24 protein-coding genes and 1 pseudogene are annotated in these 23,246 nt (G+C 66.2%); 11 read left to right on the forward strand and 14 right to left on the reverse strand.

What is annotated here, in order from left to right; genetic code table 11:
- Window positions 1-28: 28 nt before the first annotated feature.
- From ACFDR9_RS04500 to ACFDR9_RS04510, 3 genes are all read right to left on the reverse strand, one after another.
- Entirely contained in the window at window positions 29-925 is an 897-nt protein-coding gene (locus ACFDR9_RS04500) for a hypothetical protein (RefSeq protein WP_409030217.1), read from the reverse strand.
- Complete coding sequence (locus tag ACFDR9_RS04505) at window positions 922-1,485, reverse strand: sigma-70 family RNA polymerase sigma factor (RefSeq protein ID WP_409030218.1); 564 nt, start codon at window positions 1,483-1,485, stop codon at window positions 922-924. The genes ACFDR9_RS04500 and ACFDR9_RS04505 overlap by 4 nt, the downstream gene beginning before the upstream one ends.
- Window positions 1,486-1,576: 91 nt before the next feature.
- Entirely contained in the window at window positions 1,577-3,514 is a 1,938-nt protein-coding gene (locus ACFDR9_RS04510; protein WP_409030219.1) for a beta-propeller domain-containing protein, read from the reverse strand.
- A 307-nt stretch (window positions 3,515-3,821) separates the two neighbouring features.
- Here ACFDR9_RS04510 and ACFDR9_RS04515 point away from each other — a divergent pair, with 307 nt between their 5' ends.
- Both ACFDR9_RS04515 and ACFDR9_RS04520 read left to right on the forward strand, forming a co-directional pair.
- On the forward strand, window positions 3,822-4,769 hold the full coding sequence (locus tag ACFDR9_RS04515) for a DMT family transporter (RefSeq protein WP_409030220.1): 948 nt from the start codon (window positions 3,822-3,824) through the stop codon (window positions 4,767-4,769).
- Between the two features lie 67 nt (window positions 4,770-4,836).
- Window positions 4,837-5,733, forward strand: coding sequence for an HTH-type transcriptional regulator ArgP (locus ACFDR9_RS04520; RefSeq protein WP_409030221.1), 897 nt, complete (start codon window positions 4,837-4,839; stop codon window positions 5,731-5,733).
- Between the two features lie 16 nt (window positions 5,734-5,749).
- Here ACFDR9_RS04520 and ACFDR9_RS04525 read toward each other — a convergent pair whose 3' ends face one another.
- Together ACFDR9_RS04525 and ACFDR9_RS04530 are read right to left on the reverse strand one after the other, a co-directional pair.
- On the reverse strand, window positions 5,750-6,268 hold the full coding sequence (locus ACFDR9_RS04525) for a Clp protease N-terminal domain-containing protein (RefSeq protein WP_409030222.1): 519 nt from the start codon (window positions 6,266-6,268) through the stop codon (window positions 5,750-5,752).
- A gap of 8 nt (window positions 6,269-6,276) precedes the next feature.
- Window positions 6,277-6,498: a helix-turn-helix domain-containing protein gene (locus tag ACFDR9_RS04530; RefSeq protein WP_017879400.1), complete on the reverse strand. Its 222-nt coding sequence runs from the start codon at window positions 6,496-6,498 to the stop codon at window positions 6,277-6,279.
- Window positions 6,499-6,682: 184 nt separating this feature from the next.
- Between ACFDR9_RS04530 and ACFDR9_RS04535 the strand changes: the two genes are divergently transcribed.
- The 3 genes from ACFDR9_RS04535 to speB are packed head-to-tail and all read left to right on the forward strand — an operon-like array spanning window position 6,683 to window position 10,386.
- Window positions 6,683-7,972, forward strand: coding sequence for a 4-aminobutyrate--2-oxoglutarate transaminase (locus ACFDR9_RS04535; RefSeq protein ID WP_409030223.1), 1,290 nt, complete (start codon window positions 6,683-6,685; stop codon window positions 7,970-7,972).
- A 9-nt stretch (window positions 7,973-7,981) separates the two neighbouring features.
- Window positions 7,982-9,436, forward strand: coding sequence for an NADP-dependent succinate-semialdehyde dehydrogenase (gene gabD, locus ACFDR9_RS04540; RefSeq protein ID WP_409030224.1), 1,455 nt, complete (start codon window positions 7,982-7,984; stop codon window positions 9,434-9,436).
- Between the two features lie 2 nt (window positions 9,437-9,438).
- Entirely contained in the window at window positions 9,439-10,386 is a 948-nt protein-coding gene (speB, locus tag ACFDR9_RS04545; RefSeq protein WP_409030225.1) for an agmatinase, read from the forward strand.
- 42 nt (window positions 10,387-10,428) lie between these two features.
- Here speB and ACFDR9_RS04550 read toward each other — a convergent pair.
- Window positions 10,429-10,890 (reverse strand): annotated as a pseudogene (locus ACFDR9_RS04550) (DeoR/GlpR family DNA-binding transcription regulator); the annotation flags it as partial.
- Between the two features lie 341 nt (window positions 10,891-11,231).
- Here ACFDR9_RS04550 and ACFDR9_RS04555 point away from each other — a divergent pair.
- Together ACFDR9_RS04555 and ACFDR9_RS04560 are read left to right on the forward strand one after the other, a co-directional pair.
- Window positions 11,232-12,086, forward strand: a complete 855-nt coding sequence (locus tag ACFDR9_RS04555; protein WP_409030226.1) for a DUF2071 domain-containing protein — start codon at window positions 11,232-11,234, stop codon at window positions 12,084-12,086.
- 25 nt (window positions 12,087-12,111) lie between these two features.
- A complete protein-coding gene (locus ACFDR9_RS04560; RefSeq protein WP_026133540.1) occupies window positions 12,112-12,513 on the forward strand; it encodes a GFA family protein in 402 nt (133 codons plus the stop codon).
- Between the two features lie 18 nt (window positions 12,514-12,531).
- Here ACFDR9_RS04560 and ACFDR9_RS04565 read toward each other — a convergent pair whose 3' ends face one another.
- A complete protein-coding gene (locus tag ACFDR9_RS04565; protein WP_409030227.1) occupies window positions 12,532-13,281 on the reverse strand; it encodes an SDR family oxidoreductase in 750 nt (249 codons plus the stop codon).
- Window positions 13,282-13,584: 303 nt separating this feature from the next.
- On the opposite strand from ACFDR9_RS04565, the gene ACFDR9_RS04570 reads away from it, so the two are divergent.
- Window positions 13,585-14,127, forward strand: a complete 543-nt coding sequence (locus ACFDR9_RS04570; RefSeq protein ID WP_409030228.1) for a hypothetical protein — start codon at window positions 13,585-13,587, stop codon at window positions 14,125-14,127.
- A gap of 70 nt (window positions 14,128-14,197) precedes the next feature.
- On the opposite strand, the gene ACFDR9_RS04575 is transcribed toward ACFDR9_RS04570, so the two are convergent.
- Genes ACFDR9_RS04575 through ACFDR9_RS04590 form a run of 4 tightly spaced genes read right to left on the reverse strand, consistent with a single transcriptional unit; the run spans window position 14,198 to window position 17,891 of the window.
- The gene (locus tag ACFDR9_RS04575; protein WP_409030229.1) at window positions 14,198-15,073 is read right to left on the reverse strand and encodes an ABC transporter permease; all 876 of its coding nucleotides are present in this window, start codon (window positions 15,071-15,073) and stop codon (window positions 14,198-14,200) included.
- Window positions 15,070-15,927: an ABC transporter ATP-binding protein gene (locus tag ACFDR9_RS04580; protein WP_017879410.1), complete on the reverse strand. Its 858-nt coding sequence runs from the start codon at window positions 15,925-15,927 to the stop codon at window positions 15,070-15,072. The genes ACFDR9_RS04575 and ACFDR9_RS04580 overlap by 4 nt, the downstream gene beginning before the upstream one ends.
- A 4-nt stretch (window positions 15,928-15,931) precedes the next feature.
- On the reverse strand, window positions 15,932-16,957 hold the full coding sequence (locus ACFDR9_RS04585; protein WP_409030230.1) for an ABC transporter substrate-binding protein: 1,026 nt from the start codon (window positions 16,955-16,957) through the stop codon (window positions 15,932-15,934).
- 49 nt (window positions 16,958-17,006) lie between these two features.
- The gene (locus tag ACFDR9_RS04590; RefSeq protein WP_409030231.1) at window positions 17,007-17,891 is read right to left on the reverse strand and encodes a TauD/TfdA dioxygenase family protein; all 885 of its coding nucleotides are present in this window, start codon (window positions 17,889-17,891) and stop codon (window positions 17,007-17,009) included.
- 72 nt (window positions 17,892-17,963) lie between these two features.
- On the opposite strand from ACFDR9_RS04590, the gene ACFDR9_RS04595 reads away from it, so the two are divergent.
- From ACFDR9_RS04595 to ACFDR9_RS04605, 3 genes are read left to right on the forward strand one after another with little or no spacing between them, the layout of a single operon-like run.
- Entirely contained in the window at window positions 17,964-18,134 is a 171-nt protein-coding gene (locus ACFDR9_RS04595) for a hypothetical protein (RefSeq protein ID WP_157407020.1), read from the forward strand.
- Window positions 18,103-18,690: a hypothetical protein gene (locus tag ACFDR9_RS04600; protein ID WP_409030232.1), complete on the forward strand. Its 588-nt coding sequence runs from the start codon at window positions 18,103-18,105 to the stop codon at window positions 18,688-18,690. Before ACFDR9_RS04595 ends, ACFDR9_RS04600 begins: the two co-directional genes overlap by 32 nt.
- A gap of 1 nt (window position 18,691) precedes the next feature.
- Entirely contained in the window at window positions 18,692-19,012 is a 321-nt protein-coding gene (locus ACFDR9_RS04605) for a hypothetical protein (RefSeq protein ID WP_409030233.1), read from the forward strand.
- A 135-nt stretch (window positions 19,013-19,147) separates the two neighbouring features.
- Here the strand turns inward: ACFDR9_RS04605 and can are convergent, their stop codons facing one another.
- The 3 genes from can to dnaK form a co-directional block, all read right to left on the reverse strand.
- Entirely contained in the window at window positions 19,148-19,819 is a 672-nt protein-coding gene (gene can / locus ACFDR9_RS04610) for a carbonate dehydratase (RefSeq protein ID WP_017879415.1), read from the reverse strand.
- Between the two features lie 107 nt (window positions 19,820-19,926).
- A complete protein-coding gene (gene dnaJ / locus ACFDR9_RS04615) occupies window positions 19,927-21,057 on the reverse strand; it encodes a molecular chaperone DnaJ (RefSeq protein ID WP_026133543.1) in 1,131 nt (376 codons plus the stop codon).
- A 146-nt stretch (window positions 21,058-21,203) separates the two neighbouring features.
- On the reverse strand, window positions 21,204-23,150 hold the full coding sequence (gene dnaK / locus ACFDR9_RS04620) for a molecular chaperone DnaK (protein ID WP_026133544.1): 1,947 nt from the start codon (window positions 23,148-23,150) through the stop codon (window positions 21,204-21,206).
- Between the last annotated feature and the right edge of the window lie 96 nt (window positions 23,151-23,246).

Here is a 23,246-nt window from a genome sequence, read left to right on the forward strand (position 1 = left end):
ACCCCGAATTCGGGTCCGGGGGGCGCGCTTATTTTTTCAGCACCTGGAGCCGTTCGGTGAGTTCTTGCGGCGCCGGGTAGTCGGGGTAGGCGCGACGGAATTTTTCCCATTCGTCGACGGCGTCCTTCGATCTGTCGGCCTTGAGCATCCGCTCGATCTCCAGCAGCCATGCCTGCGGGTTCTTCGGCGCGTCGCCGCTTGCCTCGGAACGCGCTGCCACCGGGGCCGGGGCGGTCATTGAAAATGCCATCTTCCCGGCAGGCGCCTGTCGCGCCTGGGCCATCGGTGCGGGCGCGGGTTCCATCTCGGGACGCGTGGCGGCCATTGGCTGTTCGCGCACCGAGTCGATGACCGGCGCGGCGACCGGCGCGGCGACCGGACTTGGCTCCGGCGCGGCGCGCTGGCGGGCCACCGGTGCGCGCGCGGCGGAACCGGCCGCCGGCGCCGGCGCCGGCGCCGGGACCGGGACCGGGCTGGCGGCAACCTTCGCCGACTCCGCCTGCGGCGGCACCGGCGCTGATGCTGGCGGCGCGGCGGCCGGCATTGGCGCCACCGTTGCCGGGAACTCCTGCGGCGACGACGTGAACCACTGCGGGCCGATCATGTTGACGGCTACCAGCACGCTCGCGGCAAACGCCAGCGGCACCTTCCAGCGCGACAGGAAGCCCGGCCTTGCCGGCGGCGCCGCCTGGGGTATCGCCGCGTCGTTGGCCGCCTCCCTCTCCACGGCCAGCGCGTGGAAAACCCGGCTTTTGCCGACGCGCGGGTCGGTGTCGGCGTCCAGCGCCGCTTCGATGTACAGCGCCTTGTCGGCGGCGGCCAGGATCGCGGCGTCCAACTCGGCCGACGGCCCCGCCTGCGGCAGCGTGTGCAGCAGCGCCCTCAGTTCGGCGTCTTCGATGTGGTCGTTTTCCTTGGAGCTCACGCGGGTGCTCCTTCACCGGTCAGCTTGTGCAGTTGGGCGCGCAGCTTTTGCATCGCGTAACGCAGCCGGCTTTTGACCGTTTCCGCCGACGCGGCGGTAACGACGGCGATCTCGTCGATGCTCATGCCGCTGAACTGCTGCAGCACCAGCGCTTCACGCTGTTCGCCGGGCAGCCCGCGGATGGCCGCGTGGAGGATCGCATGGCGCTGCTTCTGCTGCAGCGACGCTTCCGGCGACAGCGATTCGTAGGCGGCGTCGGCCAGCCGCTCGAACTCGGCCTGGCCGTCTTGCTGCGCCATGTCGGTGGCCGTCAACGCCTCTTTTTTACGCAAGATGTCGACCAGGCGGTTGCGGGCAATCTGGTACAGATAGGTGCGAAACGCCGCCTGCGGCTGGTAGGCGGCGCGGGCGTCGTGCAGGCTGGCCCAGGCGTCCTGGACGATCTCGTCGACCCAAGCCTGGCGCGGGCAGCGCCACGCGACGAAACGGTACAGCCCTTGGCTGTGGCGCCGGTATAGCTCCTTAAAAGCGAGCGGGTCGCCGGCGCGGTAGCTCAGCATTAAATGTTCATCCGATAGGGTGGCAGGCATGCCGGCCAGTGTAGCCGAGATGCGCGGGCCCGACAACGCGGGCATGCCTGCCGGCGCCATCTCAGCGCGGCGCGCGCGGCGGCGGCGCGTAACTGACGCGGCGCGTCTCGCGCAGCCGCGCGTCCTGCACGCGCCCTTCCACCAGTTCGTAGCCCAGCAGCGCGAACACGCGTCCGTTGAGGAACAGCGGCCGGGCGTTGCCGTACCAGTCGACGCAAGAGGCGCGGCAGCCGTCGTCGTCCGGCCCGGCCGGGCGCGACTGCAGCGCGCCCAGTTCGTCGAGCTTGAGGGCGCTGTTGCGCAGGTAGAGCACGGACGCCGCCTGGGCCGGTACGCGCCCGCGCACCGTCGGCGTGGCGTGCAGCACCGGCAGGCCGATCATGCCCTCGTCGGCGCTGGCCGGCTTGTAGAAGAAGCCGTGGCTACGCGACTCGCTTTGCGCCGCGTCGGCGCGCACGTAGCGGTAGGCGACGGCCGCCTCGCGCCCCAGGCTGACGCTGGTGAAATGCAAATCGGCGCCGGCCGAGCCGATCACCACGGCGTTCTCCCCCAGCGCCTCGATGCGCTCGACGCCGTGCGGCAGCGCCAGCGTTTGCGCGGCGCCAGCGTCGTCCCAGCGCACCGCGTGCAGCGGCTGGCGCGGCCGAGGGCCGTCGGCGTCGGCGTCGGCAAAGCCGCGCTGCGCGCCGCCGTACAGCAGGTAGGCGCCGACGTAGCGGTTTTGCACGTTGTAGCCGCCGATGCCCGGCAGCGCCTTGTAGCTGTCGGCGGGCGCGCCGTCGCGGCCGTCCGAGAACGACGCCAGCGGCACGCGCAGCAGCGCCAGCTCGCCACGGCCGCGCTCGGCCGACCACATGGCCTCGCCGGCGCCCTCGGAGCGCACCAGCACGTTCAGGTGGCCATCGCCGCTTTCGAGGAAGGAGAACTGGTCGACCGGCGCGCCGGCCACCTTGAGCGCGCTCGGCGCGCCGCCGTCCAGCGGGATGCGGAACAGGCCGGAGCCGCCCGTGCCTTGCCCGCGTGCGCGCGCCGCCGGCGTGGTCCACACGTACACCGACTGGCCCGAGACGTAAAACACGCGCCCGCGCGGGCCGAGCACGGCGCTCGCTTCGCAACTCATCTCGCGCCTGGCCAGGTCGCATACCGTGACGGTGTGCAGCGCCAGGCCGGCGTCCGGCTCAAGCGGGTCGTCGGTGCGGTAAATCCGCGTGGCCGGGGCGATGCGCTTGAAGTCCGCCGGCGTCGCGTCCGGGCGCCAGCGCCGCAGCGCCGGGAAACCGTCGAACGGCTCGCGCTGGAACGGGTCGAGGTACAGCGGCGTGTAGAACACCAGCTTGCTGCCGATCTGCCGGCTGGCGTAGTTGCGCGACGAGTAGTAGTCGTTCGAGCGCATATGGTAGGTGGCGCGGTAGGCCAGCGCGCCGCCGGCGTCGATGTCGAACAGGCCGATTTCGGTGCCGCCGCGGCGGTAGCTGTAGCCGATCACGGCCACCGTGTCGCCGGAGATCAGCATTTCGTCGTACCAGGTGCCGGCCGGGTCGGCGTCCGGCGCGAAGGCGTCGATCGAGGCCACCGGCTTGAGCTGGCCCCGCCCGATGTCGACGGTGAACAGGCGGCCGCGCCGCAGCATCACCAGGTGCTTGCCGTGCACCTTGACGATGCCACCCTCGTCGACGCCGGCGGTCTGGGTATTGGTCACCGAGTCGGCCGCCGCCGAGGCCAGCGCACCGGCCGGCGCGGGCGCCGGCGCGCTCTTGGTCGGCGAGTACATCGGCATGGGCGTGGGCGGCATGCCGGACGACTCGGCCTGGGCGCCGGCGCGCTGGCGCGTTTGGGCAGCGCGCTGCTCGTCGGCGTAGCGCTTGATGAAGTCGTGCAGCGCGGCGTCGCTGGCAAACGCGGTCAGCGTCTTTTTCGGCGCGGTGTCGGCCGCGCCCGCCGGCCCCGCCAGCAAGGCGGCCAGCGCCAGCGCGATGCCGGCGGCGATTATTTTGTTCATGGAGGCTGCTCCTTCTTCTTTCAGTGCTGCGTCGGACCGCGCGACATGGCGGCGTCGAAGAGTTAAACGTGGCACGGCCGCAAAAGGGGTTAAGAAAAAACGCTATTTTTTCGCGGGTTTAAAAAGAATGCGCGCCCGGCAAAGTTGCTAAACCGCCGTATTGGCGGCTGCTTTTTCGCTAGCATGGCTGGCCTGGGCTGGCGCGCGTCTCGCTTCGGCCAACATTGTCGGATTACGCCCGGTGGGCTAATCCGACCTGCGACACGCTAACTGAACGAACCGCATTACCTTTTGAAAGCACCCGATCATGGCCAATCCCCGCCCCGCCCCGTCCGACGCGTCACGCAAGCTGGCCGTGCTCATACTCGTCTGGATCGCCGCGACTTGGGGCCTGCTGTTCGCGCCGGTGAAGCTCGCCGTCAGCACGACGCCGGTCGCCGGCTTCCTGCTGCTGCGCTTCATCTACGCCCTGTGTTTCCTGATCCCGCTGGTGTGCTGGCAGCGGCGGCAACGCCCGGCTGTCCGCCGCGCGCGCAGCGAGGTGGTCGCCGGATGGTGGTATGGCCTCGGCGCCGGCGTCGTGCTGTTCCTGGTGTATTACCTGCAAACGGCCGGCCTGGCGCACACGACGTCGGGCAAGGCCGGCTTCATCACCGGGCTGACGGTGGTGTTCATCCCCCTGGTCACCGCGATGGTGGAGCGGGAACGGCCCGGCGTCGCGGTTTTCCTCAGCGGCCTGCTGGCCATGGCCGGCCTGGTCTGGGCGTCGATGGATACGCTGCAAAGCGGCGAATTGGTGCGCATCGGCGCCGGCGACCTGCTGGTGCTGGCCGCCGCCTTCTTCAACGCCATCCACATCGTGGCCAACGCCAAAGGCGCGCACCGGACCAGCGGGCCGGCCTTCGTCACGGTGCAGGTGTGCGTCAGCGCGGCGCTGACCTGGTTGCTCTTGCCGACCGGGCTGGCGGCGCTGCTGGACTACCCTTTATCGGTGCATCTGGTCGCCTTCGGCAGCGGCTTTTACGTGATTGGTTTGCTGCTAGTGATCCAAACCTGGGCGCAACGCATCGTCGCGCCCTTCACCGTCGGGATGATCTTCAACCTCGAACCCCTGTTCGCCGTTGCCGGCGGCGTGCTGATGCTGGGCGAGGCGACGTCGGGCCAGCAAATGGCCGGTTTCGCCGTCATGCTGGCGGCGATTTTGTGGGCGCAGTACAAGGATAAGCCGCTTGCCGCCCACGCCGCCGCAAGCTGAGCATGGCGCCGTTTCCGACGCCGGACGGACGTGCAATAATGCCCATTTAGCCGAGGATGGATAGCTCTTGGACCGCGATCAATTAGAGACGTTTGCCACCGTCGTCGAACAGCAAAGCTTCGAACGCGCCGCCAGCGTGCTGAACGTCTCGCGCGGCGCCGTGTCGCAGCGCATCAAGGCGCTGGAAGAGTCGCTGGCGACGGTCTTGCTGGTGCGCGACAAGCCGGTGGTGCCGACCGGCCGCGGCGAGGTGCTGCTGCGCCACGTCAAGGCGCTGCGCCTGCTGGAGGACGCGACCTTGCAGGAATTGCTGCCCGATCCGGCGCTGGGCAAGCCGGTCGCCGTGGCGATTGCCGTCAACACCGATTCGCTGGCGACCTGGTTCATGGAGGTGGTCCGCCTGCTGCTGCTGCAACGCCGCGTCGCGCTCGAACTGATCGTCGACGACGTCGACCACACCTTCCCGCTGCTGACGCGCGGCGAGGTGATCGGCTGCGTCTCCAGCGCGGCACGGGCGGCGCAGGGCTTCGTCGCCGAACCGCTGGGGGAGATGGAATACCGCTGCATCGCCAGTCCCGCCTTCGCGGCGGCGCATTTCCCGGACGGGATCACGCTGCAGGCGGTGCTGGCGGCGCCGGCCATCCTGCTCAACCGCAAGGACGCGCTGCACGATATCTTTTTGGCGGAACGGTTCGGCTTCACCATCGAACGCTACGCCAAACACTACGCGCCCTCGCTGCCGGCGGTGCTCGACATGATCGACATGGGCGCCGGTTACGGCATGGTCCCGACGCGGCAGGTGCAGGCGCAGCTGGACTGCGGCGCGCTGGTCGACCTGGCGCCCGCGCACCCGGTGCCCGTCAAACTCTACTGGCACCACTGGCAAACCGAACCGCTGCTGTCGCGCGATATCACCCAACTAGTCATGGAAGAGGCGCGGCGCAGCCTGAGCCGGGGCGGCTGACGACGCAACGGCGTACTCAGGCGTTGCGGCTCACCTCTAGCTGCGCTTGCGCCGCTTGGGCCAGCTGCGCCGGTGCCAGGCCCATCGCTTGGAGCGCGCGTGCGGCCACGCCGTATTGACTGTCCGCCACCGCCAAGATGACGTGCGCGCCCAGCAGCGGCGCGCCGTTTTTCTCCTGCCCGGCCAGCCGCTTCATCAGGGCCTGGGCCGACGGCTGGCCGCTGTATATTGTCGCGCTGGTGGCAGGCGCGGCGGCGGCGCCGAATCCGGCGGCGCCTTGCGGCACGGCGATGCCGACGTTGCGCAAGGCATCCTCGTATTGTTGCGCAATGGCGGCGCGGTAGCCGTCGGGGTCGGCCCGCAGGCGCTCGAACACCCCGCGCGCGCTGCCGTCGGGCAGGTCCAGCGCCGCCAGCACGAAGTGTTCCGCGCCCGGCTCCTTTTGGCCCGCCAGGTTGGCGTGCCGTTCGGCCCCCTGGCACAGTGCCTTGATGGTGCCCATGTCTCGAAAACGTTTTTTGATCGCGTCAAACATCAGCGCTCCTAAAGAGAATTTTTCCCGGGGAGGGAGCCGGCGAAGCGCTTGTGCGCCGCCTGCTTGGAAATGCCCAGCGCCTGGGCAATCTGCGACCACGTCCAGCCTTGCGCCAGCGCCGCGTGCACGCCTTGCAGCTCCAGCCGGTCGGCCATCAGGCGCAGGGCGGCGACGGCCGCCAGCGCTGCGGCGGGGTCGTCGGGGGATGGCAGCGATTTCAAATTGGTCATGCGTCAACTTTAGTTGACGAAATCGGCTTTGTCAACCAAAGTTGACAAAGCGGCGGCGTCGGGCGGCAGTGGCACAAGGAAGTGGCACCATCAAGATACTGATTGTGGCCCTATCCGTAGCTCCTGCCGCCAGTGTAGTATCAATTCATCGATATTCCACCACCACCGACATCAGGACCCTGCCATGCTCAATGCCGATCTTCAACAACGTAAAGATGCAGCCACGCCGCGCGGCGTTGGCGTGATGTGCCAGTTCTACGCGGAGCGCGCGCTCAACTCCGAACTGTGGGACGTCGAGGGCCGCCGCTATATCGACTTCGCCGCCGGCATCGCCGTGCTCAACACCGGCCACCGCCATCCGAAGATCGTGGCGGCGATCGAAAGCCAGCTGGGCAAATTCACCCACACCTGCTACCAGGTCGTGCCCTACGCCAGTTACATTGAACTGGCCGAGCGCATCAACGCCATCACGCCCGGCAGCCACGCCAAGAAAACCGCGTTCTTTTCGAGCGGCGCCGAGGCGGTCGAAAACGCCGTCAAGATCGCCCGCGCCGCCACCGGCCGCGGCGCCGTCGTGGCCTTCTCCGGCGCCTTCCACGGCCGCACCATGATGGGCATGGCGCTGACCGGCAAGGTGGTGCCGTACAAGGTCGGCTTCGGCCCCTTCCCGGGCGAGATTTACCACGTGCCGTTCCCGGTCGAGCTGCACGGCGTCAGCAGCGCCGATTCGCTGGCCGCGCTGCAGACGCTGTTCAAGGCCGACGTCGATCCGCAGCGCGTCGCGGCGATCATCCTCGAACCGGTGCAGGGCGAGGGCGGCTTTTACGCCGCGCCGCCGGAGTTCATGCGGGCGCTGCGGGCGCTGTGCGACGAACACGGCATCCTGCTGATCGCCGACGAGATCCAGACCGGCTTCGCCCGCACCGGCAAGCTGTTCGCGATGGAGCATTACGACGTGCTGCCGGACCTGATGACGATCGCCAAGAGCCTGGCCGGCGGCATGCCGCTGTCGGCCGTCTGCGGCCGCGCCGAGGTCATGGACGCGCCGGCGCCGGGCGGCCTGGGCGGCACCTACGCCGGCAATCCGCTGGCCATCGCCGCGGCCCACGCGGTGCTCGACATCATCGCCGAGGAAAAACTGGTCGAGCGCGCCAACGTGCTGGGCCAGCGCCTCAAGGAGCGCCTGTCCGGCCTGCGCCGCGCGGTGCCGCAGATCGCCGAGGTGCGCGGCCTGGGCGCGATGGTCGCGGTCGAGTTCTGCCGGCCCGGCACGCACGAGCCGGATGCGGCCTTCACCAAGCAGGTGCAAACGCGCGCGCTGCAAAAAGGTCTACTATTGCTGACTTGCGGCGTGTACGGCAACGTGGTGCGCTTCCTGTTCCCGCTGACGATCGGCGACGCGCTGATGGACGAGGCGCTGGCGATCCTGGAAGCCGCACTGCGCGACAGCGCCGCCTCCGCCACCACTATTTGAAAGCCCGACATGCTTAACTTAAAAGACCCTGCGCTGCTGCGCCAGCAGTGCTACATCGACGGCCAGTGGCTCAACGCCGACAGCGGCGAGCGCACCGAGGTGAAGAACCCGGCCACCGGCGAGACCATGGGCAGCATCCCGAAAATGGGCGCCGCCGAAACCGCCCGCGCCATCGCCGCCGCCAACGCGGCCTGGCCGGCCTGGCGCAAGAAGAGCGCCAAGGAGCGCGCCGCCATCCTGCGCAAATGGAACGACCTGATGCTGGAAAACGCCGACGACCTGGCGCTGATCATGACCGCCGAGCAGGGCAAGCCGCTGGCCGAGTCGAAGGGTGAAATCGCCTACGCCGCCTCGTTCATCGAGTGGTTCGCCGAAGAGGGCAAGCGCATCTACGGCGACACCATGCCGTCGCCGTGGCCGGACCGGCGCATCGTCGTCACCAAGGAGCCGATCGGCGTGTGCGCCGCGATCACGCCGTGGAACTTCCCGGCCGCGATGATCACCCGCAAGGTCGGCCCGGCGCTGGCGGCCGGCTGCCCGATGGTGGTCAAGCCAGCCGAGCTGACGCCGTTCTCGGCGCTGGCGCTGGCCGAACTGGCCGAGCGCGCCGGCGTGCCGGCCGGCGTGTTCAGCGTCGTCACCGGTTCTTCGCGCGAGATCGGCGCCGAGATGACCAACAACCCGACCGTGCGCAAGCTGACCTTCACCGGCTCGACCGGGGTCGGGCGCATCCTGATGGAGCAGTGCGCGCCGACGATTAAAAAGCTCTCGCTGGAACTGGGCGGCAACGCCCCCTTCATCGTCTTCGACGACGCCGACCTGGACGCCGCCGTCGAGGGCGCGATGGCGTCGAAATACCGCAACGCCGGCCAGACCTGCGTCTGTGCCAACCGCCTGTACGTGCAGGATGGCGTGTACGACGCCTTCGCCGCGAAGCTGGTGGCGGCGGTGGCCAAGCTGAAGGTCGGCAACGGCCAGGAACCGGGCGTCACGCAAGGCCCGCTGATCGAGGACAAGGCGGTTGAAAAAGTCGAGCAGCACATCGCCGACGCGCTGGCCAAGGGCGGGCGCCTGCTGGCCGGCGGCAAACGCCACGCGCTCGGCCACAGCTTCTTCGAGCCGACCGTGATCGCCGACGTCACCGGCGACATGCTGGTGGCGCGCGAAGAGACCTTCGGCCCGCTGGCGCCGCTGTTCCGCTTCAGCACCGACGACGAGGTGCTGGCGCTGGCCAACGACACCGAATTCGGCCTGGCCGCCTACTTCTACTCGCGCGACATCGGCCGCATCTGGCGTATCGCCGAGGGCCTCGAAAGCGGCATGGTCGGCGTCAACAGCGGCCTGATCTCGAACGAGATCGCACCCTTCGGCGGCGTCAAGCAGTCCGGCCTGGGCCGCGAGGGTTCCAAGTACGGCATCGAGGACTACCTGGTCGTCAAATACATTTGCATGGGAGGGATATAAGCATGGCACAGCACGACTTCGCCTACCGCTCCAGCGGCAGCTACCTGAACGTCGGCCGGCGCGACGACGCGCCGTACGGCCTGGCCGGCCTGACCTTCGACGGCGCCGTCACCAACCGTCCGGGGGCGCGCTTCGGCCCGCAGGCGATCCGCCTGGCCTCGCAGATGCTGTGCGACGCCACCCACCCGCACTTCGACACCACGCCGCTCGACCTGCTCAGCGACGCCGGCGACCTGGCGCTGCCCAACACCGGCATCGAGGCGATGCGCGCGGCGCTGATGCCGCAGGCGGCCGAGCTGCTGCGGCGCCACCACATGGTCTGGCTGGGCGGCGACCACTCGGTCACGCTGCCGCTGCTGCGCGCGCTGAACCAACTGCACGGCGGGCCGGTGGCGATGGTGCATTTCGACGCCCACTGCGACACCTGGACCAGCCACTTCGGCGAACCGTCCGGGCACGGCACCTGGGTCTACGAGGCGATGCAGGAAGGCTTGCTGCTGCCGCGCGCGTCGGTGCAGATCGGCATCCGCTCGTCGGGCGAACGGGCGGCGCGCGAATACGTCAACGAGATGGGCGGGCGGGTCTACACGGCGCGCGAGTTGCGCGGCCTGGAAAGCCCGGCGCAACTGGCGCCGGTGCTGGGCGAGATCCGCGCGCGCATGGCGGCGGCCGGCAACCCGCCGCTCTACCTGACGCTCGACATCGACTGCCTGGACCCGGCGTTCGCGCCCGGCACCGGCACGCCGGAACCGGGCGGCCTGAGCTCGAACCAGGTGCTGTCGATCATCGAGGAGCTGGCCGATTTGAACTGGTGCGGCATGGATTGCGTGGAGGTGGCGCCGCCGTACGACCACGCCGAGCTGACCAGCAACGCCGCCTCGACGTTCGTCTGGACCTACCTGTGCGGGCAGATCGCCAAACGCGGGCGCCAGTCCGCCACGGCGGCATAACGCTGGGGTCGCGGCCGGCCGCCGCGCTTGCGGCATGCCGGCCTATGCGACCACGACCACTTTCACCGCCGAGCTGCGCAACGCCTCGCGCATCATCGCGGTGGGCTCGGCGTCGGTGAACAGCGTGGTAATCCGCGACAGATGCGCCACGCGCGCCAAGGCTTTCCGGCCGAATTTTTCTTGCGTGGCCAGCAACCATACTTCGCGCGACTGTTCGATGATGGCTTGCGCCAGGCCCACCTCGCGCTGGTCGAAATCGCGCAAAACGCCGTCGGACTCGATACTGGAAATGCCAATGATGCCAACGTCGACCTTGAACCGGCGTATAAAATCAATCGCCGCGCCGCCCACAATGACGCGATCGCGCCCGCGCACGACGCCGGCGGCGAGGATCACCTCGCAGCCGGGATGGTCGGCCAAAATGACCGCCACATTGAGCTTATTGGTAATGACATGCAATTGCCGGTGGTTCAACAGCGAACGGGCCAGCTCTTCAATCGTGGTTGCCTGGCCAGCTCGTCCAGCTTGATCTTGCCATGCCGGCTCGGGACGCATTCGGATTTTTAAACTTTGAAATATTGCTCGATATGCAAATGTTCGCACCAAACACGGCGTATGGCGGGCGGCGCAGGGGGTGGCTGCGCCTGACACCCCGCCCGCCAGGCTGAGCGCGCGGGCGGTGCGCGCCACGCAAAGAGCCGGACTCAGGCCCGACGGGTCCGCGCCCTGGGGTGACGCCGCTGGTGTAAGCAAGGCCCCGCCCCGTTCGCCGCCGCGCACGGCCGCCAGCCAATGGCCGCGTCTGCTACACTCCCTCGGCCATCGCAACCGAAAAGCCGCCCCTAGTGAACCAAAACAACTATAAACATCCACACCCGGGCCTGCTTGGCCGCCTCGCGGAACTGCTGGCGAATTCACACGCGCTGGCCAACGTTCGCCTGGCGCTGATGTCGCGCCTGCCCTTTCTGAAACTGGAGAGCGACGTCAGCAACGTGGTCTATCTGACCTGGCTGGTCGACGCCGAGGCGGCGCAAGCCTTCGTCCCGGCCGGCGCCCGGCTGTGGCAGCGCGACGGCAAGACCCCGTTCACCGTGCTGACCTACCGGCACGGGCATTTCGGCCCGGCCATGCTGGGTCCGCTCAGGAAACTGTTCCCGTCTCCAATGCAAAGCAACTGGCGGCTCTATCTTGAAGAGGCGCCCCACCAAGCCACGCAGGCCAGGACCGTGCTGTTCCTGAAAAACATCATGAGCAGCGTCGCCTACGCGCTCGGCACGCGCCTCTTCAGCGACGCGCTGCCCAGCCATCTCGCCGCCAGCTTCATCCACTGCGGCGACGGCAAGACATTCGACACCACCATCGGGTCCGGCTCGGGCAGCGCGCCCTCGCTGAGCTGCTCGGCCCGCCTTGCCGACGGCAAGGAGCTGAGCGAGCCATTCGCCTCGGCGTTCGGCTCCTGGGAAAACGCGGTCGAGTTTCTCTGCTGCCAGGACGCGGCGGTGGCCCACGTCGACAGGCTGGACCGGCTCGCCTTCGCGGAAATTGAATTGCCCATCGACGTGGCCCGGGTACTGCCGCTCAACGCCAGCGCCGCCGCCACGCAATGCTCGTTCCTGGCCGCCCTGCCGCCGGCCGGGGCGCCGCTGTGCTTCCTGGTTCCGCAGGTGAAGTTCCTCGCCGTCTCCGAGCGCCTGCTTTAATGTGATGTGATCAATGGAGTTGACGATGTTGAAAACCTACCAAGGCAGTTGCCACTGCGGCGCCGTGCGCTTCGAAGCCGACATCGACCTGAGCCGCGAGACCCTCCGCTGCAACTGTTCGATCTGCGCCAAGATCCGCTTCTGGCCGGCGGTCGTGCAGCCGCAGGCGTTCCGTCTGCTGTCGGGACAGAGCGACTTGAAGCTGTACCAGTTCAACAGCAAAACCGAGCACCACTACTTCTGCCAGCACTGCGGCGTGCACCCCTTCGGACAGGGCCAATCTCCGCGCTGGGGCAAGTTCTACGGCGTCAACCTCGGCTGCCTCGACGGCGTCGCCGACGAGGAGCTGGCCAACGCCCCCATCACCTACCTCGACGGCCGCAACGACAACTGGCACACGCCGCCGGCCGAGGTGCGCCACCTGTGAAGCATGGCGGGCCGGCGCTCAGCGGCCGCCGGACACGTCGATGAAGCTGCCGGTGGTGTAGGAAGCCTCGGCCGACAACAACCACAGGGCGGCGCGCGCCACCTCGGCCGCCTCGCCGCCGCGCCCCATCGGCACCGAGGACTGCAAACGCCCGACACGGCCGGGTTCGCCCCCGCTGGCGTGCATCCGCGTGTGGATCAAGCCCGGGCGCACGCCGTTGACGCGGATCTGTTCCTGCGCCACTTCCTTCGCCAAGCCCGTCGTCAGCGCGTCCAGCGCCGCTTTCGACGCGGCGTAGTCGACATACTCCCCCGGCGAACCAAGCACGGCGGCGCGCGACGAGATGTTGACGATGGCGCCGCCGCCGCCGCCGTGTCTAGTCGACATGCGCCGCACCGCCTCGCGCGCGCACAGGAAGCTGCCGGTGACGTTGGTCGCCAAAATACGGTTGATGCGCGCGGCGTCCATCTGCTCGACGCGCATTTGCGGGGCCAGGACGCCGGCGTTGTTGATCAGCGCGTCGAAGCGCCCGAAGCGTTCATCGATCTGCCCGAACATGCGCAGCACCTCGGCTTCGTTGGATACGTCGGCCTGGATCGCCAGCGCGCTTGCGCCGGCGCTTTCAATGGCGGCGACGACGGCCGCCGCGGCGCCCGCATCGCTGTGGTAGTTGATACACACCGTGTAGCCGCGCTCGGCCGCCAGCAAGGCGCAAGCCGCGCCGATACCGCGTCCGCCGCCCGTGACCAAAATCAATTTTTCAGCCATTCCAATGTCCTCCGATTACAATGAGCGAAGCGGCAAGAATAGCACTTCGACGCTCCTGCTAGAAAACGCGGCCGGGCGCATGCTTGGTGATAACATGGACGGGATGGGCTGCCCGCCTTGACTATGACGATGATGAGTCACTTGTTCGCCAAAGCGATATCGGAGGCCGGATGCTGAATGATTACTGCCTGGTTGCACGACTACTCATACCCACCGACGCCCACGTGATTCGCGGCCGCGCCGCTGAACGATGCGTCCGCCCCCGCCCGCGGGGCGGATTTTGCGCCCGCTCCCCGCAGCGCCTTGAGCCATATCAATACCCAAACGTACAGCAAATTCCACGTAAAAATATTGCGTAATATCACCGCTGTTGACTGCGCACGCGCACAACGCCAGGTACTGCAACCAGCGCTGCGTCGAGCAGATGGCGCGGCCGCCTGGGTCCTTCTTATTCCCTTACCAAGTAAGGTCGCAGCCGCCGCCATCGACCGCTATCAGGGAATTTCATCTTGGTTTAAACTGACTGGAGCATGCCACATGGATGAACGAATCAAACAGCAACTGAGCGCCATTCCAAGCAATACCTATCTGAGGGTATGGGGGAAATTCAGTTCGTACACGATCAACGCGCAGTGCGAACAGGGCCTGCTAAAAAGCATCGACTGGACGAACGGCACGATGGTTCTTCACAGCACGACCTACAACAGTGACAACACGGTGCAGTTGGATAAAATCTCGTCGATCGAGGATCATCACACCGGCTCCGGCGCCTCGGGGCCTGTTCAGCAAGCCGATCTGCGCCAGGTCGGCAATGATTGGTATCGGGGCGATGTAAAAATAGAGTAATACCGCAAACTTGCCGACATGCGGGCTGGGCACGGACGGCGCCCGGCCTGCGCCATGCGACGCCGGCCGCTCAGCGCTGCATGCCCCAGCGCCGCACGGTCAGCCGTTCCAGCGTGCGAAAGCCGAGGTTTTCGACCAGCAGCCCGATGACGATCACCATGGCCAGCCCGGCGAACACCTTGTCGGTGTACAGCTCGTTGCGGTTCTGGAAGATGTACCAGCCCAAGCCGCCCTCGCCCGACGAGGTGGTGCCGAACACCAATTCGGCGGCGATCAGCGTGCGCCAGGCGAAGGCCCAGCCGATCTTCAACCCCGACAGAATGGCCGGCAGCGCGCCCGGCACCAGGATGTGCAGCACCAGCCGCAGTCCGTTCAAGCCGTAGTTGCGGCCGGCCATGCGCAGCGTGTCCGGCACGCCCTGGAAGCCGGCGTAGGTGTTCAGCGCCAGCGGCCACAGCACCGAGTGCATCAAAATAAAGATCAGGCTGCCGCGCCCCAGGCCGAACCACAGCAGCGCCAGCGGCAGCAGCGCAATCGCCGGCAGCGGATTGAACATCGACGTCAGCGTTTCCAGCAGGTCGCGCCCGAGCCGGGTCGACACCGCCAGCGAGGTCAGCGCGAAGGCGGCGACGATGCCCGCCAGGTAGCCTTGCAGCAGCACGCCGAGCGACACGGCGACGCGGGCGATCAGCTCGCCGCTGGCGACGCCGCCGACGAAGGCGCGCGCCGTTTGCAGAAAGCTCGGCAGCAGCAAGTCGTTGTCTTGCCAGCGCGCCAGGCCCTCCCATATGATCGCCAGCGCCAGCAACATCACCGCCTTGCGCATCCAGCCCTGCCCCCACACGCGCCGCCCCAGCGGCAGCGGCCGTTCCAGCGTCAACTGGCCGGGCGGCGCCGGCGTGTAGTCAAACTCCTGGCGGATCGGCGGTTCCAGAAGCGCGCTCATATCGCCACCCGGTAGACCGGTTCCGCCGCGCGCCCGGGCGCCGGCGCCGCCTCCGCCGCCCCGTCGAACAGCAGGCCGTGGATGCGCCGGGTCGCCGCCTGGAACTCGGCGCCGCCGGCGCTGTGCAGGCCGAACTGGTGGCTGTTGAGTTCGGCCCGTACCCGCCCCGGATGCGGCGACAGTAGCAGGATGCGGTTGCCGACCACCAGCGCCTCTTCGATCGAATGGGTGACGAACAGCAAGGTGAAACGCAGCTCCTCCCACAGCCGTCCGAGTTCCTCCTGCATTTTGCGGCGCGTCAGCGCGTCGAGCGCGGCGAAGGGCTCGTCCATCAGCAACACTTCCGGCTGCATCGCCAACGCCCGCGCGATGGCGACGCGCTGCTTCATGCCGCCCGACAAGGTGTGCGGATGGGCCTGCTCGAAGCCGTCCAGGCCGACCTTGCCGATCCAGTGCATGGCGCGCTCGCGCGCGTCGCGGCGCGCCAGCCGGCCCGTCGCCAGCAAGGGGAACATGACGTTTTCCAGCACCGTTTTCCATGGCGGCAACTGGTCGAATTCCTGGAACACGACGATGCGGTCCGGTCCCGGCCGCGTCACAGCGCGCCCGTCCAGCTCGATACTGCCCGACTGCGGCGCGATGAAGCCGGCGACCGCCTTCAGCAGCGACGATTTGCCGCAGCCGGACGGCCCCAGCAGCACGAAGCGGTCGCCGCGGTGCACCTCGAAACTGACCTCGTGGGTGGCGCGCACGGTGCGCGCGTCGGTACGGTATTCCAGGTTGACGTCGCGCACGCGCAGCAGCGGTGCCGGCGGCGGCGGCGGCCTGACGATTTGCAGGGTGGGTGGATGCATGCGCTTAGCCCCCATGCGTGATGGCCGGGTCTTCAAAGAAATACGCGTTCCAGTTCGCCGGCAGGTTTTTCAGCACGCCGATGCGGTGCAGGAATTGCGCCATGCCGTAGGTGTTTTGCGGCGCGATCTTGAACTGCACCTGCGGGTTTTTGATGATTTTCAGCAGCAGGTTGCGGTCGACGCCGCTCTTGCTGACGCGCAGGTAGGTGTCGGCGGCGGCCTCGGGGTTGGCGCTGGCGAACTGCGCCGCCTCGACCAGCGCGGCGGTGAAGGCGCGGTAGGTTTTCGGATTGTCCTTGCGGAATTTCTCGGTCGCGTACAACAGCGTCGACGAACTCGGGCCGCCCTGCACGTCATAGGAATTGAGGATGACGTGCGCGTTCGGGTTCTGCGCCAGCTCCTTTTCCTGGTACGGCGAATTGCCGAAGTGACCAGAGATTTCCGTGCCGCCGGCGATCACGGCGGCCGCCGCGTCCGGATGCGGCAGGGTCTGGGTCAGGCGGTCGAGGCGGTTGAACTGCTTCTCGCCCCACTGCTTGGCCGCCGCCATCTGCAGGATGCGCGACTGCACCGACACGCCCACCGCCGGCAGCGCGATGCGGTCCTTGTCGCTCAGGTCCGCCAGGGTGTTGACCTTCGGGTTGTTGCTGACCAGGTAATACGGAAAATTGCCGAGCGAGGCGACGCCCTTGACGTTCTGCTTGCCGGCGGTGCGGTCCCACATCGTCAGCAGCGGCCCCAGGCCGGCGCTGGCGATGTCGATCGAACCCGACAGCAGCGCGTCGTTGACCGCCGGCCCGCCCGACAGCTTGATCCACTCGACCTTGACGTCGACGCCGTCGCGCTTGCCGTACTTCTCGATCAGTTTTTGCTCCTGGGCGATGTTGAGCAGCAGATAGGTGACGCCGTGTTGCTCGGAGATGCGGATGCGGCCCTCGGCCCGGGCCGGCGCGGTCGCCATCAGCGCGCCGCACATCAGGGCCAGGCTGGCGGCGAGCAGGCGTTTCGGGGTCGTGGAAATCAGGGACATGGGCACTCCTTAGAAAAGGTGGTGGAACGAAAAATGCTGCGGGGGCAAATCAAAACGGCACGTCGCCCTCGATGGTGGTGCGGTAAAGTTTGCGGCGCTGGTCGGCCGGGCAGCCGGCCGCCAGGTGCATCAGCGAGCGGTTGTCCCAGAACACCAGATCGTGCGCCTGCCAGCTGTGGCGGTAGATGTGCTGCGGCTTGACACTGTGGGCGAACAACTCGGCCAGCAACGCGGCGCTCTCGTCGTCCGGCAAGCCGACGATGCGGGTGGTGAAATGCTCGCTGACGAACAGCGCGCGCCGCCCGGTTTCCGGATGCACCCGCACCACCGGATGCGTAACCGGGCGCACCTCGTCGATCTGCGCCTGGGTCAGGTTCGGGCGGAAGGGATTGCGCCGTTGCAGCTCGGCGTACTGGGCCAGGTAGCTGTGCTCGGCGTGCGCGCCGCGCACCGCGTGGCGCAGCGCCGCCGGCAGGCTTTCCCAGGCCAGGTGCATATTCGCGAACAGGGTGTCGCCGCCCTCCTGCGGCAACTCCTGGGCGTGCAGCATCGAGCCCAGGCTCGGCACTTCCTTGTACGACAGGTCGGAGTGCCAGAACTGGCCGGCGTCGCCCAGGCCGGTCGGCTGGCCGTTCTCGAAGATGTTGGAAATGAGCAGTATCTCGGGATAGAACGGCAACTGGAACTGGCGCAGCACATGGGTCTGCAGGCGCCCGAAACGACGGCTGAAATCGATCTGCTGCCGCGGCGTGATGCGCTGGTCGCGGAACACCAGCACGTGGTGGTCCAGGTGGGCGTGGTGGATGCGCTGGAAGTCGCCGGCGCCGAGCGGCCGCGCCAGGTCGAGGCCGATAACTTGCGCGCCCAGTGGCGCGTCGAACAGTTCGATGCTGAAACGGGGGGCGACGGGGGCGGAGGCGAGGACGGCTGACATAGGCGGCAGACAGAAGGTGGAAAAGCCCAGTCTATGCCGCGCCGCGCCGTCTGCAAACGAAGCATATCCGATATGAATATGCGCATTCCGCAAGCCGGCGGCGCGCGACAATTTGCGCCGGCCTTGCGCGCGGACAAAGCCGCCGCCGCCCGATTTGCGACAGTGGACCATGGCGTCACGCGCGCCCATCGCTTTTTGCCGGAGCACCGCCATGCCGTCACCGCAGCCGTTCGAATGGATTGAATCGCTGGCCAACGCCAGTTTCCTGTGGGGTCCGTTCTTCTTTTCGATCCTGTTCCTGCTGGTTGTCACGCGCACCGCGCATTCCTACTACGCGCACGTCAACGAACGCCTGACGCCGCCGGCCTTGGCCGAGGAACGCCAGGACTACCGCAACTACTTCCGCCTGTCGATCGTCTCCGGCCTGCTGCTGGTGTTCCTGTCGGTGGGCTGGTGGATGTACGCGCAGTTGCACGACCATCTGTTCCAAGGGGTGATCATCGGACTCGAAAGGGACCAGCAAATCGTCCCCGCCGACGACGACCTGTACTACCGGGCGGTGCAACGCGACGCCGGCGTTGGCCGCGTCACCCGCGACTACCATTTCGTCATCGTGCGCGCCACGCCGTTCACCCGCAACGAGATCTTCAGGCTCCAGTTGTACCCCGAGGCGGGCGCGATCAGCGAGGCGCCGCCGACGCCGAAGGAACTCAAGGTGTCGTATCGCGGTACAACACGCGACAAATATCAGCTCGTGCGCGACGGCGATACGTACAAATTGGTGTTGGTGGGGAGCTAGGATGGCGATACGACTGTTCATGGCGCTGTGCGCCACCGGCCTGTGGTGCGGCGCGGCGCTGGCCGACTGCACGGCGCGGGACCGGCGCGACATGCGGGAAGGCGGCATGAACGAGGCGCGCATCCGCCACTTCTGCAGCACGCTCGAGCACCGGGCGCGCGAGGCGCCGGCGCCGGCGAGCGCGGCGTCCGCTTCACGTCAAAGCAATATCTGCCTGACCCAGCTGACATCGTGCGCGCTGAACCGCGCGGGAGCGGTCGGCGCGACCTGCTGGTGCAACACGGCCGCCGGACCGGCGCGTGGCAGGCTGGCCGAGCAGTGAAGAGCGCAATGTTCGTAGGTCGGCTTAGCCCAAGGGGCGTAACCCGACTGGCGTCGGCAGCGGCTCGGCGTCGGCGTCGGCTTACGCGTTCCGCCAATCCGACCTACGACAAGCGTTGCCGACAAGAGCGTGGCGTCAGGCGATGGCGGCGTAGCGCTCAAGCCGGCTCTTCATGCGCGGCGCCAATTCATGCGCCGCCCCGACCGTGATTTCAAGGTCGTTGAGCAAGCCGTCCTGCAAGCCATACACCCAGCCGTGCACGCTGACTTCCTGGCCGCGGTCCCAGGCGTCCTGCACGATCGTGGTCTGGCAAACGTTGACGACCTGCTCGGTAACGTTCAACTCGCACAGGCGGTCGGCGCGCTGGCCGCTCGTCAGCACGTCGCCCAGGTAGCGCTCGTGCTTCTGGTGCACGTCCTGCACGTGGCGCAGCCAGTTGTCGGCCAGGCCGATGCGCGTGCCCGTCATGGCCGCGTGCACCCCCTTGCAGCCGTAGTGGCCGACGATGATCACGTGCTTCACCTTGAGCACGTCGATGGCGAACTGCAGCACCGACAGGCAATTCAAGTCCGAATGCACCACCACGTTGGCGATGTTGCGGTGGACGAAAACGTCGCCCGGCGCCAGGCCGAGCAACTCGTTGGCCGGCACGCGGCTGTCGGAGCAGCCTATCCACAAGTATTCGGGGGATTGCTGCGACTCCAGCTTCTTAAAAAAATTCGGCTCCTTGGCCACCATCGCATCGGCCCACGCGCGGTTGTTTTGCAGCAGTGAGGCCAGAGCCGAGACGCTTTTCGGTTCGTTCATAATCTTCCATTCACACGTAATAAGACCGCCGAACCACTCTTCAAAGGGGCGATTCAACGGTCGTCAAATAGGGGCGCCTGCGCGCCCCGATACTTCTGTCGGCAAAATTACTCGAAGAAGTCCTTAACTTTGTCTTTCCAGGTCTTGCTTTGCGGGCTGTGCTTGGCGCCGCCTTCCGTGGTTGACTTCTCGAAGTCGCGCAGCAGCTCTTTCTGCTTTTCCGTCAGCTTGACCGGCGTTTCGATCGCCACGTGGCAGAACAGGTCGCCGGCGTAGCCGGAGCGCACGCCCTTGATACCCTTGCCTTTGAGGCGGAAGGTTTTACCCGACTGGGTGCCTTCGGGAATCGTGAACGATACCTTGCCCGACAGCGTAGGCACTTCGATCTCTCCGCCCAGGGCCGCCTTGGTGAACGATATCGGCATCTCGCAATGCAGGTCGTCGCCTTCGCGCTGGAACACGGCGTGCGGCTTGATGTGGATTTCCACGTACAGGTCGCCCGCCGGGCCGCCATTGGTACCCGGTTCGCCGTTGCCGGACGAGCGGATGCGCATGCCGTTGTCGATACCGACCGGAATTTTCACTTCCAGCGTCTTGTTGCGCTTGATGCGCCCGGCGCCGCCGCACGGCGCGCACGGGTCGGTGATGACCTTGCCGCTACCATGGCATTTCGGGCAGGTTTGCTGGATGCTGAAGAAACCTTGCTGCATGCGCACCTGGCCGTGGCCGGCGCACGTGGTGCAAGTGGACGGCGACGTGCCGGGCTTGGCGCCGGAACCGTGGCAAGTGTCGCACTTGTCCCACGACGGCACGCGGATGGTCGTGTCGAAGCCGTGCGCCGCCTGCTCCAGCGTAATTTCCAGGTTGTAGCGCAAGTCGGCGCCGCGGTAGACCTGCGGGCCGGCGTTGCGGCTGCGGCCGCCGCCCCCGAAGATGTCGCCGAAGATGTCGCCGAAGCTGTCGGCGAAGCCGCCCTGGCCGCCGCCAAAGCCGCCGCCACCGCCCATGTTCGGGTCCACGCCGGCGTGGCCGTAACGGTCGTACGCTTCGCGCTTTTCCGGATTGGTCAGCATTTCGTAGGCTTCTTTGACTTCCTTAAACTTTTCTTCCGATTCCTTATTGTCCGGATTGCGGTCCGGATGATATTTCATCGCCAGTTTGCGGTAAGCCTTTTTGATCTCTTCTTCCGAAGAGTTCTTCGCGACACCAAGTGTCTCGTAAAAATCACGCTTTGCCATGTTGTCGGCACCTTGCAGTCTAACTTACTGATGTACTAGTTACACGAAAAAGCCGAGTCGAGTACCGCGTTAGTCGGTCGCTCGGCTCGGCATGTCGGCGCGGCGCGTTGCCGCGCCGTAGCGCTCGACCTCAAAGTCGCTAAAGATTACTTACTATCTTTAACTTCCTTGAAATCGGCGTCGACGACATCGTCTTGCTTGGCGTTCGACTCGGACGCGCCAGCAGCTTGCTGGGCGCCTTCGCCGCCGCCGGCCGCCGCTTGCTGCGCTTGCGCGTCAGCGTACATCTTCTCGCCCAGCTTTTGCGAGGCGCTCGACAGCGCGGCAATCTTGGCGTCGATCTCGGCCTTGTCGGCGCTTTTCAGCGACGTTTCCAGGTCGGTGATGGCGGCGTCGATTTTTTCTTTCTCGCCCGCTTCCAGCTTGTCGCCGTATTCAAGCAGCGATTTGCGGGTCGAGTGCACCAGCGCGTCGGCCTGGTTGCGCGACTCGGCCAATTCCTTGACTTTCTTGTCTTCTTCGGCGTTCAGCTCGGCATCTTTCACCATCTTCTGGATTTCCGCCTCGGTCAGACCGGAGTTGGCCTTGATCGTGATCTTGTTTTCCTTGCCGGTGGCCTTGTCTTTCGCGCCGACGTGCAAAATGCCGTTGGCGTCGATGTCGAAGGTCACTTCGATCTGCGGGGTGCCGCGCGATGCCGGCGGAATACCTTCCAGATTGAATTCGCCCAGGCCCTTGTTGCCGGCGGCGATTTCGCGTTCGCCCTGGAACACTTTAATCGTGACCGCGGGCTGGTTGTCGTCGGCCGTCGAGAAGACCTGGCTGAACTTGGTCGGGATCGTGGTGTTTTTGTGGATCATCTTGGTCATCACGCCGCCCAGGGTTTCAATACCCAGCGACAGAGGCGTGACGTCCAACAACAGCAAGTCTTTGCGCTCGCCCGACAACACCGAACCCTGGATCGCCGCGCCAACCGCCACGGCCTCGTCCGGATTGACGTCCTTGCGCGGCTCTTTGCCGAAGAACTCTTTGACTTTTTCCTGCACCTTCGGCATACGGGTCATACCGCCGACCAGGATGATGTCGTCGATGTCGGACACCTTGACGCCGGCGTCCTTGATCGCGGTGCGGCAAGGCTCCATCGTCGCGGCGATCAGCTCTTCCACCAGCGACTCCAGCTTGGCGCGGGTCATTTTCAGGTTCAGATGGACCGGCGCGCCGTTCGCCATGGCGATGTACGGCTCGTTGATTTCGGTCTGCTGCGACGACGACAGTTCGATCTTCGCGCGCTCGGCCGAGGCCTTGATGCGTTGCAGGGCGATTGGATCTTTTTTCAGGTCCAGGCCGTTGATTTTTTTGAATTCTTCGATGATGTAATCGATGATGCGCTGGTCGAAGTCTTCGCCGCCGAGGAAGGTGTCGCCGTTGGTCGACAACACTTCGAACTGCTTTTCACCGTCGACGTCGGCGATCTCGATGATCGAGACGTCGAACGTGCCGCCGCCCAAGTCATACACGGCGATCTTGCGGTCGCCCTTTTCGGTCTTGTCCAGGCCGAAGGCCAGCGCGGCCGCGGTCGGCTCGTTGATGATGCGCTTGACGTCCAGACCGGCGATACGGCCGGCGTCCTTGGTGGCTTGGCGCTGCGAGTCGTTGAAGTAGGCCGGTACCGTGATGACGGCTTCGGTGACTTCTTCGCCGAGGTAGTCCTCGGCGGTTTTCTTCATCTTGCGCAACACTTCGGCGGAAATTTGTGGCGGCGCCAGCTTCTTGTCGCGCACACCGATCCATGCGTCGCCGTTGTCGGCTTTCATGATCTGGTAAGGCATCAGGGCGATGTCTTTTTGTACTTCTTTCTCGTCGAACTTGCGACCGATCAAACGCTTGACCGCGTACAGCGTGTTCTGCGGGTTGGTGACGGCCTGGCGCTTGGCCGGCGCGCCAACCAGGATTTCGCCATCTTCTTGGTAAGCGATGATCGACGGCGTCGTGCGTGCGCCTTCGGCGTTTTCGATTACCTTTGGTTGACCGTTTTCCATGATGGAAACGCAGGAATTTGTGGTTCCCAGATCGATACCGATAATTCTACCCATGATTTTTTTCCCTTAATTTGCTGAAGTTCAGATGGTTCTTATATGTGGAAAAACTGTGTGCTTTCAAGATCTTCTTGATGCCGCACGGCTTATTAT

This window comes from Janthinobacterium sp. CG_23.3 (assembly GCF_046115965.1).
In the GTDB taxonomy this organism is placed as follows: domain Bacteria; phylum Pseudomonadota; class Gammaproteobacteria; order Burkholderiales; family Burkholderiaceae_D; genus Janthinobacterium.

Coding starts and splice junctions, on each gene's coding strand:
- ACFDR9_RS04505 (WP_409030218.1), bottom strand. CDS start 1,485: ATGCTGAGCTACCGCGCCGGCGACCCGCTCGCTTTTAAGGAGCTATAC.
- ACFDR9_RS04510 (WP_409030219.1), bottom strand. CDS start 3,514: ATGAACAAAATAATCGCCGCCGGCATCGCGCTGGCGCTGGCCGCCTTG.
- ACFDR9_RS04515 (WP_409030220.1), top strand. CDS start 3,822: ATGGCCAATCCCCGCCCCGCCCCGTCCGACGCGTCACGCAAGCTGGCC.
- ACFDR9_RS04525 (WP_409030222.1), bottom strand. CDS start 6,268: ATGTTTGACGCGATCAAAAAACGTTTTCGAGACATGGGCACCATCAAG.
- ACFDR9_RS04530 (WP_017879400.1), bottom strand. CDS start 6,498: ATGACCAATTTGAAATCGCTGCCATCCCCCGACGACCCCGCCGCAGCG.
- ACFDR9_RS04535 (WP_409030223.1), top strand. CDS start 6,683: ATGCTCAATGCCGATCTTCAACAACGTAAAGATGCAGCCACGCCGCGC.
- gabD (WP_409030224.1), top strand. CDS start 7,982: ATGCTTAACTTAAAAGACCCTGCGCTGCTGCGCCAGCAGTGCTACATC.
- speB (WP_409030225.1), top strand. CDS start 9,439: ATGGCACAGCACGACTTCGCCTACCGCTCCAGCGGCAGCTACCTGAAC.
- ACFDR9_RS04560 (WP_026133540.1), top strand. CDS start 12,112: ATGTTGAAAACCTACCAAGGCAGTTGCCACTGCGGCGCCGTGCGCTTC.
- ACFDR9_RS04565 (WP_409030227.1), bottom strand. CDS start 13,281: ATGGCTGAAAAATTGATTTTGGTCACGGGCGGCGGACGCGGTATCGGC.
- ACFDR9_RS04575 (WP_409030229.1), bottom strand. CDS start 15,073: ATGAGCGCGCTTCTGGAACCGCCGATCCGCCAGGAGTTTGACTACACG.
- ACFDR9_RS04580 (WP_017879410.1), bottom strand. CDS start 15,927: ATGCATCCACCCACCCTGCAAATCGTCAGGCCGCCGCCGCCGCCGGCA.
- ACFDR9_RS04585 (WP_409030230.1), bottom strand. CDS start 16,957: ATGTCCCTGATTTCCACGACCCCGAAACGCCTGCTCGCCGCCAGCCTG.
- ACFDR9_RS04590 (WP_409030231.1), bottom strand. CDS start 17,891: ATGTCAGCCGTCCTCGCCTCCGCCCCCGTCGCCCCCCGTTTCAGCATC.
- ACFDR9_RS04595 (WP_157407020.1), top strand. CDS start 17,964: ATGAATATGCGCATTCCGCAAGCCGGCGGCGCGCGACAATTTGCGCCG.
- ACFDR9_RS04600 (WP_409030232.1), top strand. CDS start 18,103: ATGCCGTCACCGCAGCCGTTCGAATGGATTGAATCGCTGGCCAACGCC.
- ACFDR9_RS04605 (WP_409030233.1), top strand. CDS start 18,692: ATGGCGATACGACTGTTCATGGCGCTGTGCGCCACCGGCCTGTGGTGC.
- can (WP_017879415.1), bottom strand. CDS start 19,819: ATGAACGAACCGAAAAGCGTCTCGGCTCTGGCCTCACTGCTGCAAAAC.
- dnaJ (WP_026133543.1), bottom strand. CDS start 21,057: ATGGCAAAGCGTGATTTTTACGAGACACTTGGTGTCGCGAAGAACTCT.
- dnaK (WP_026133544.1), bottom strand. CDS start 23,150: ATGGGTAGAATTATCGGTATCGATCTGGGAACCACAAATTCCTGCGTT.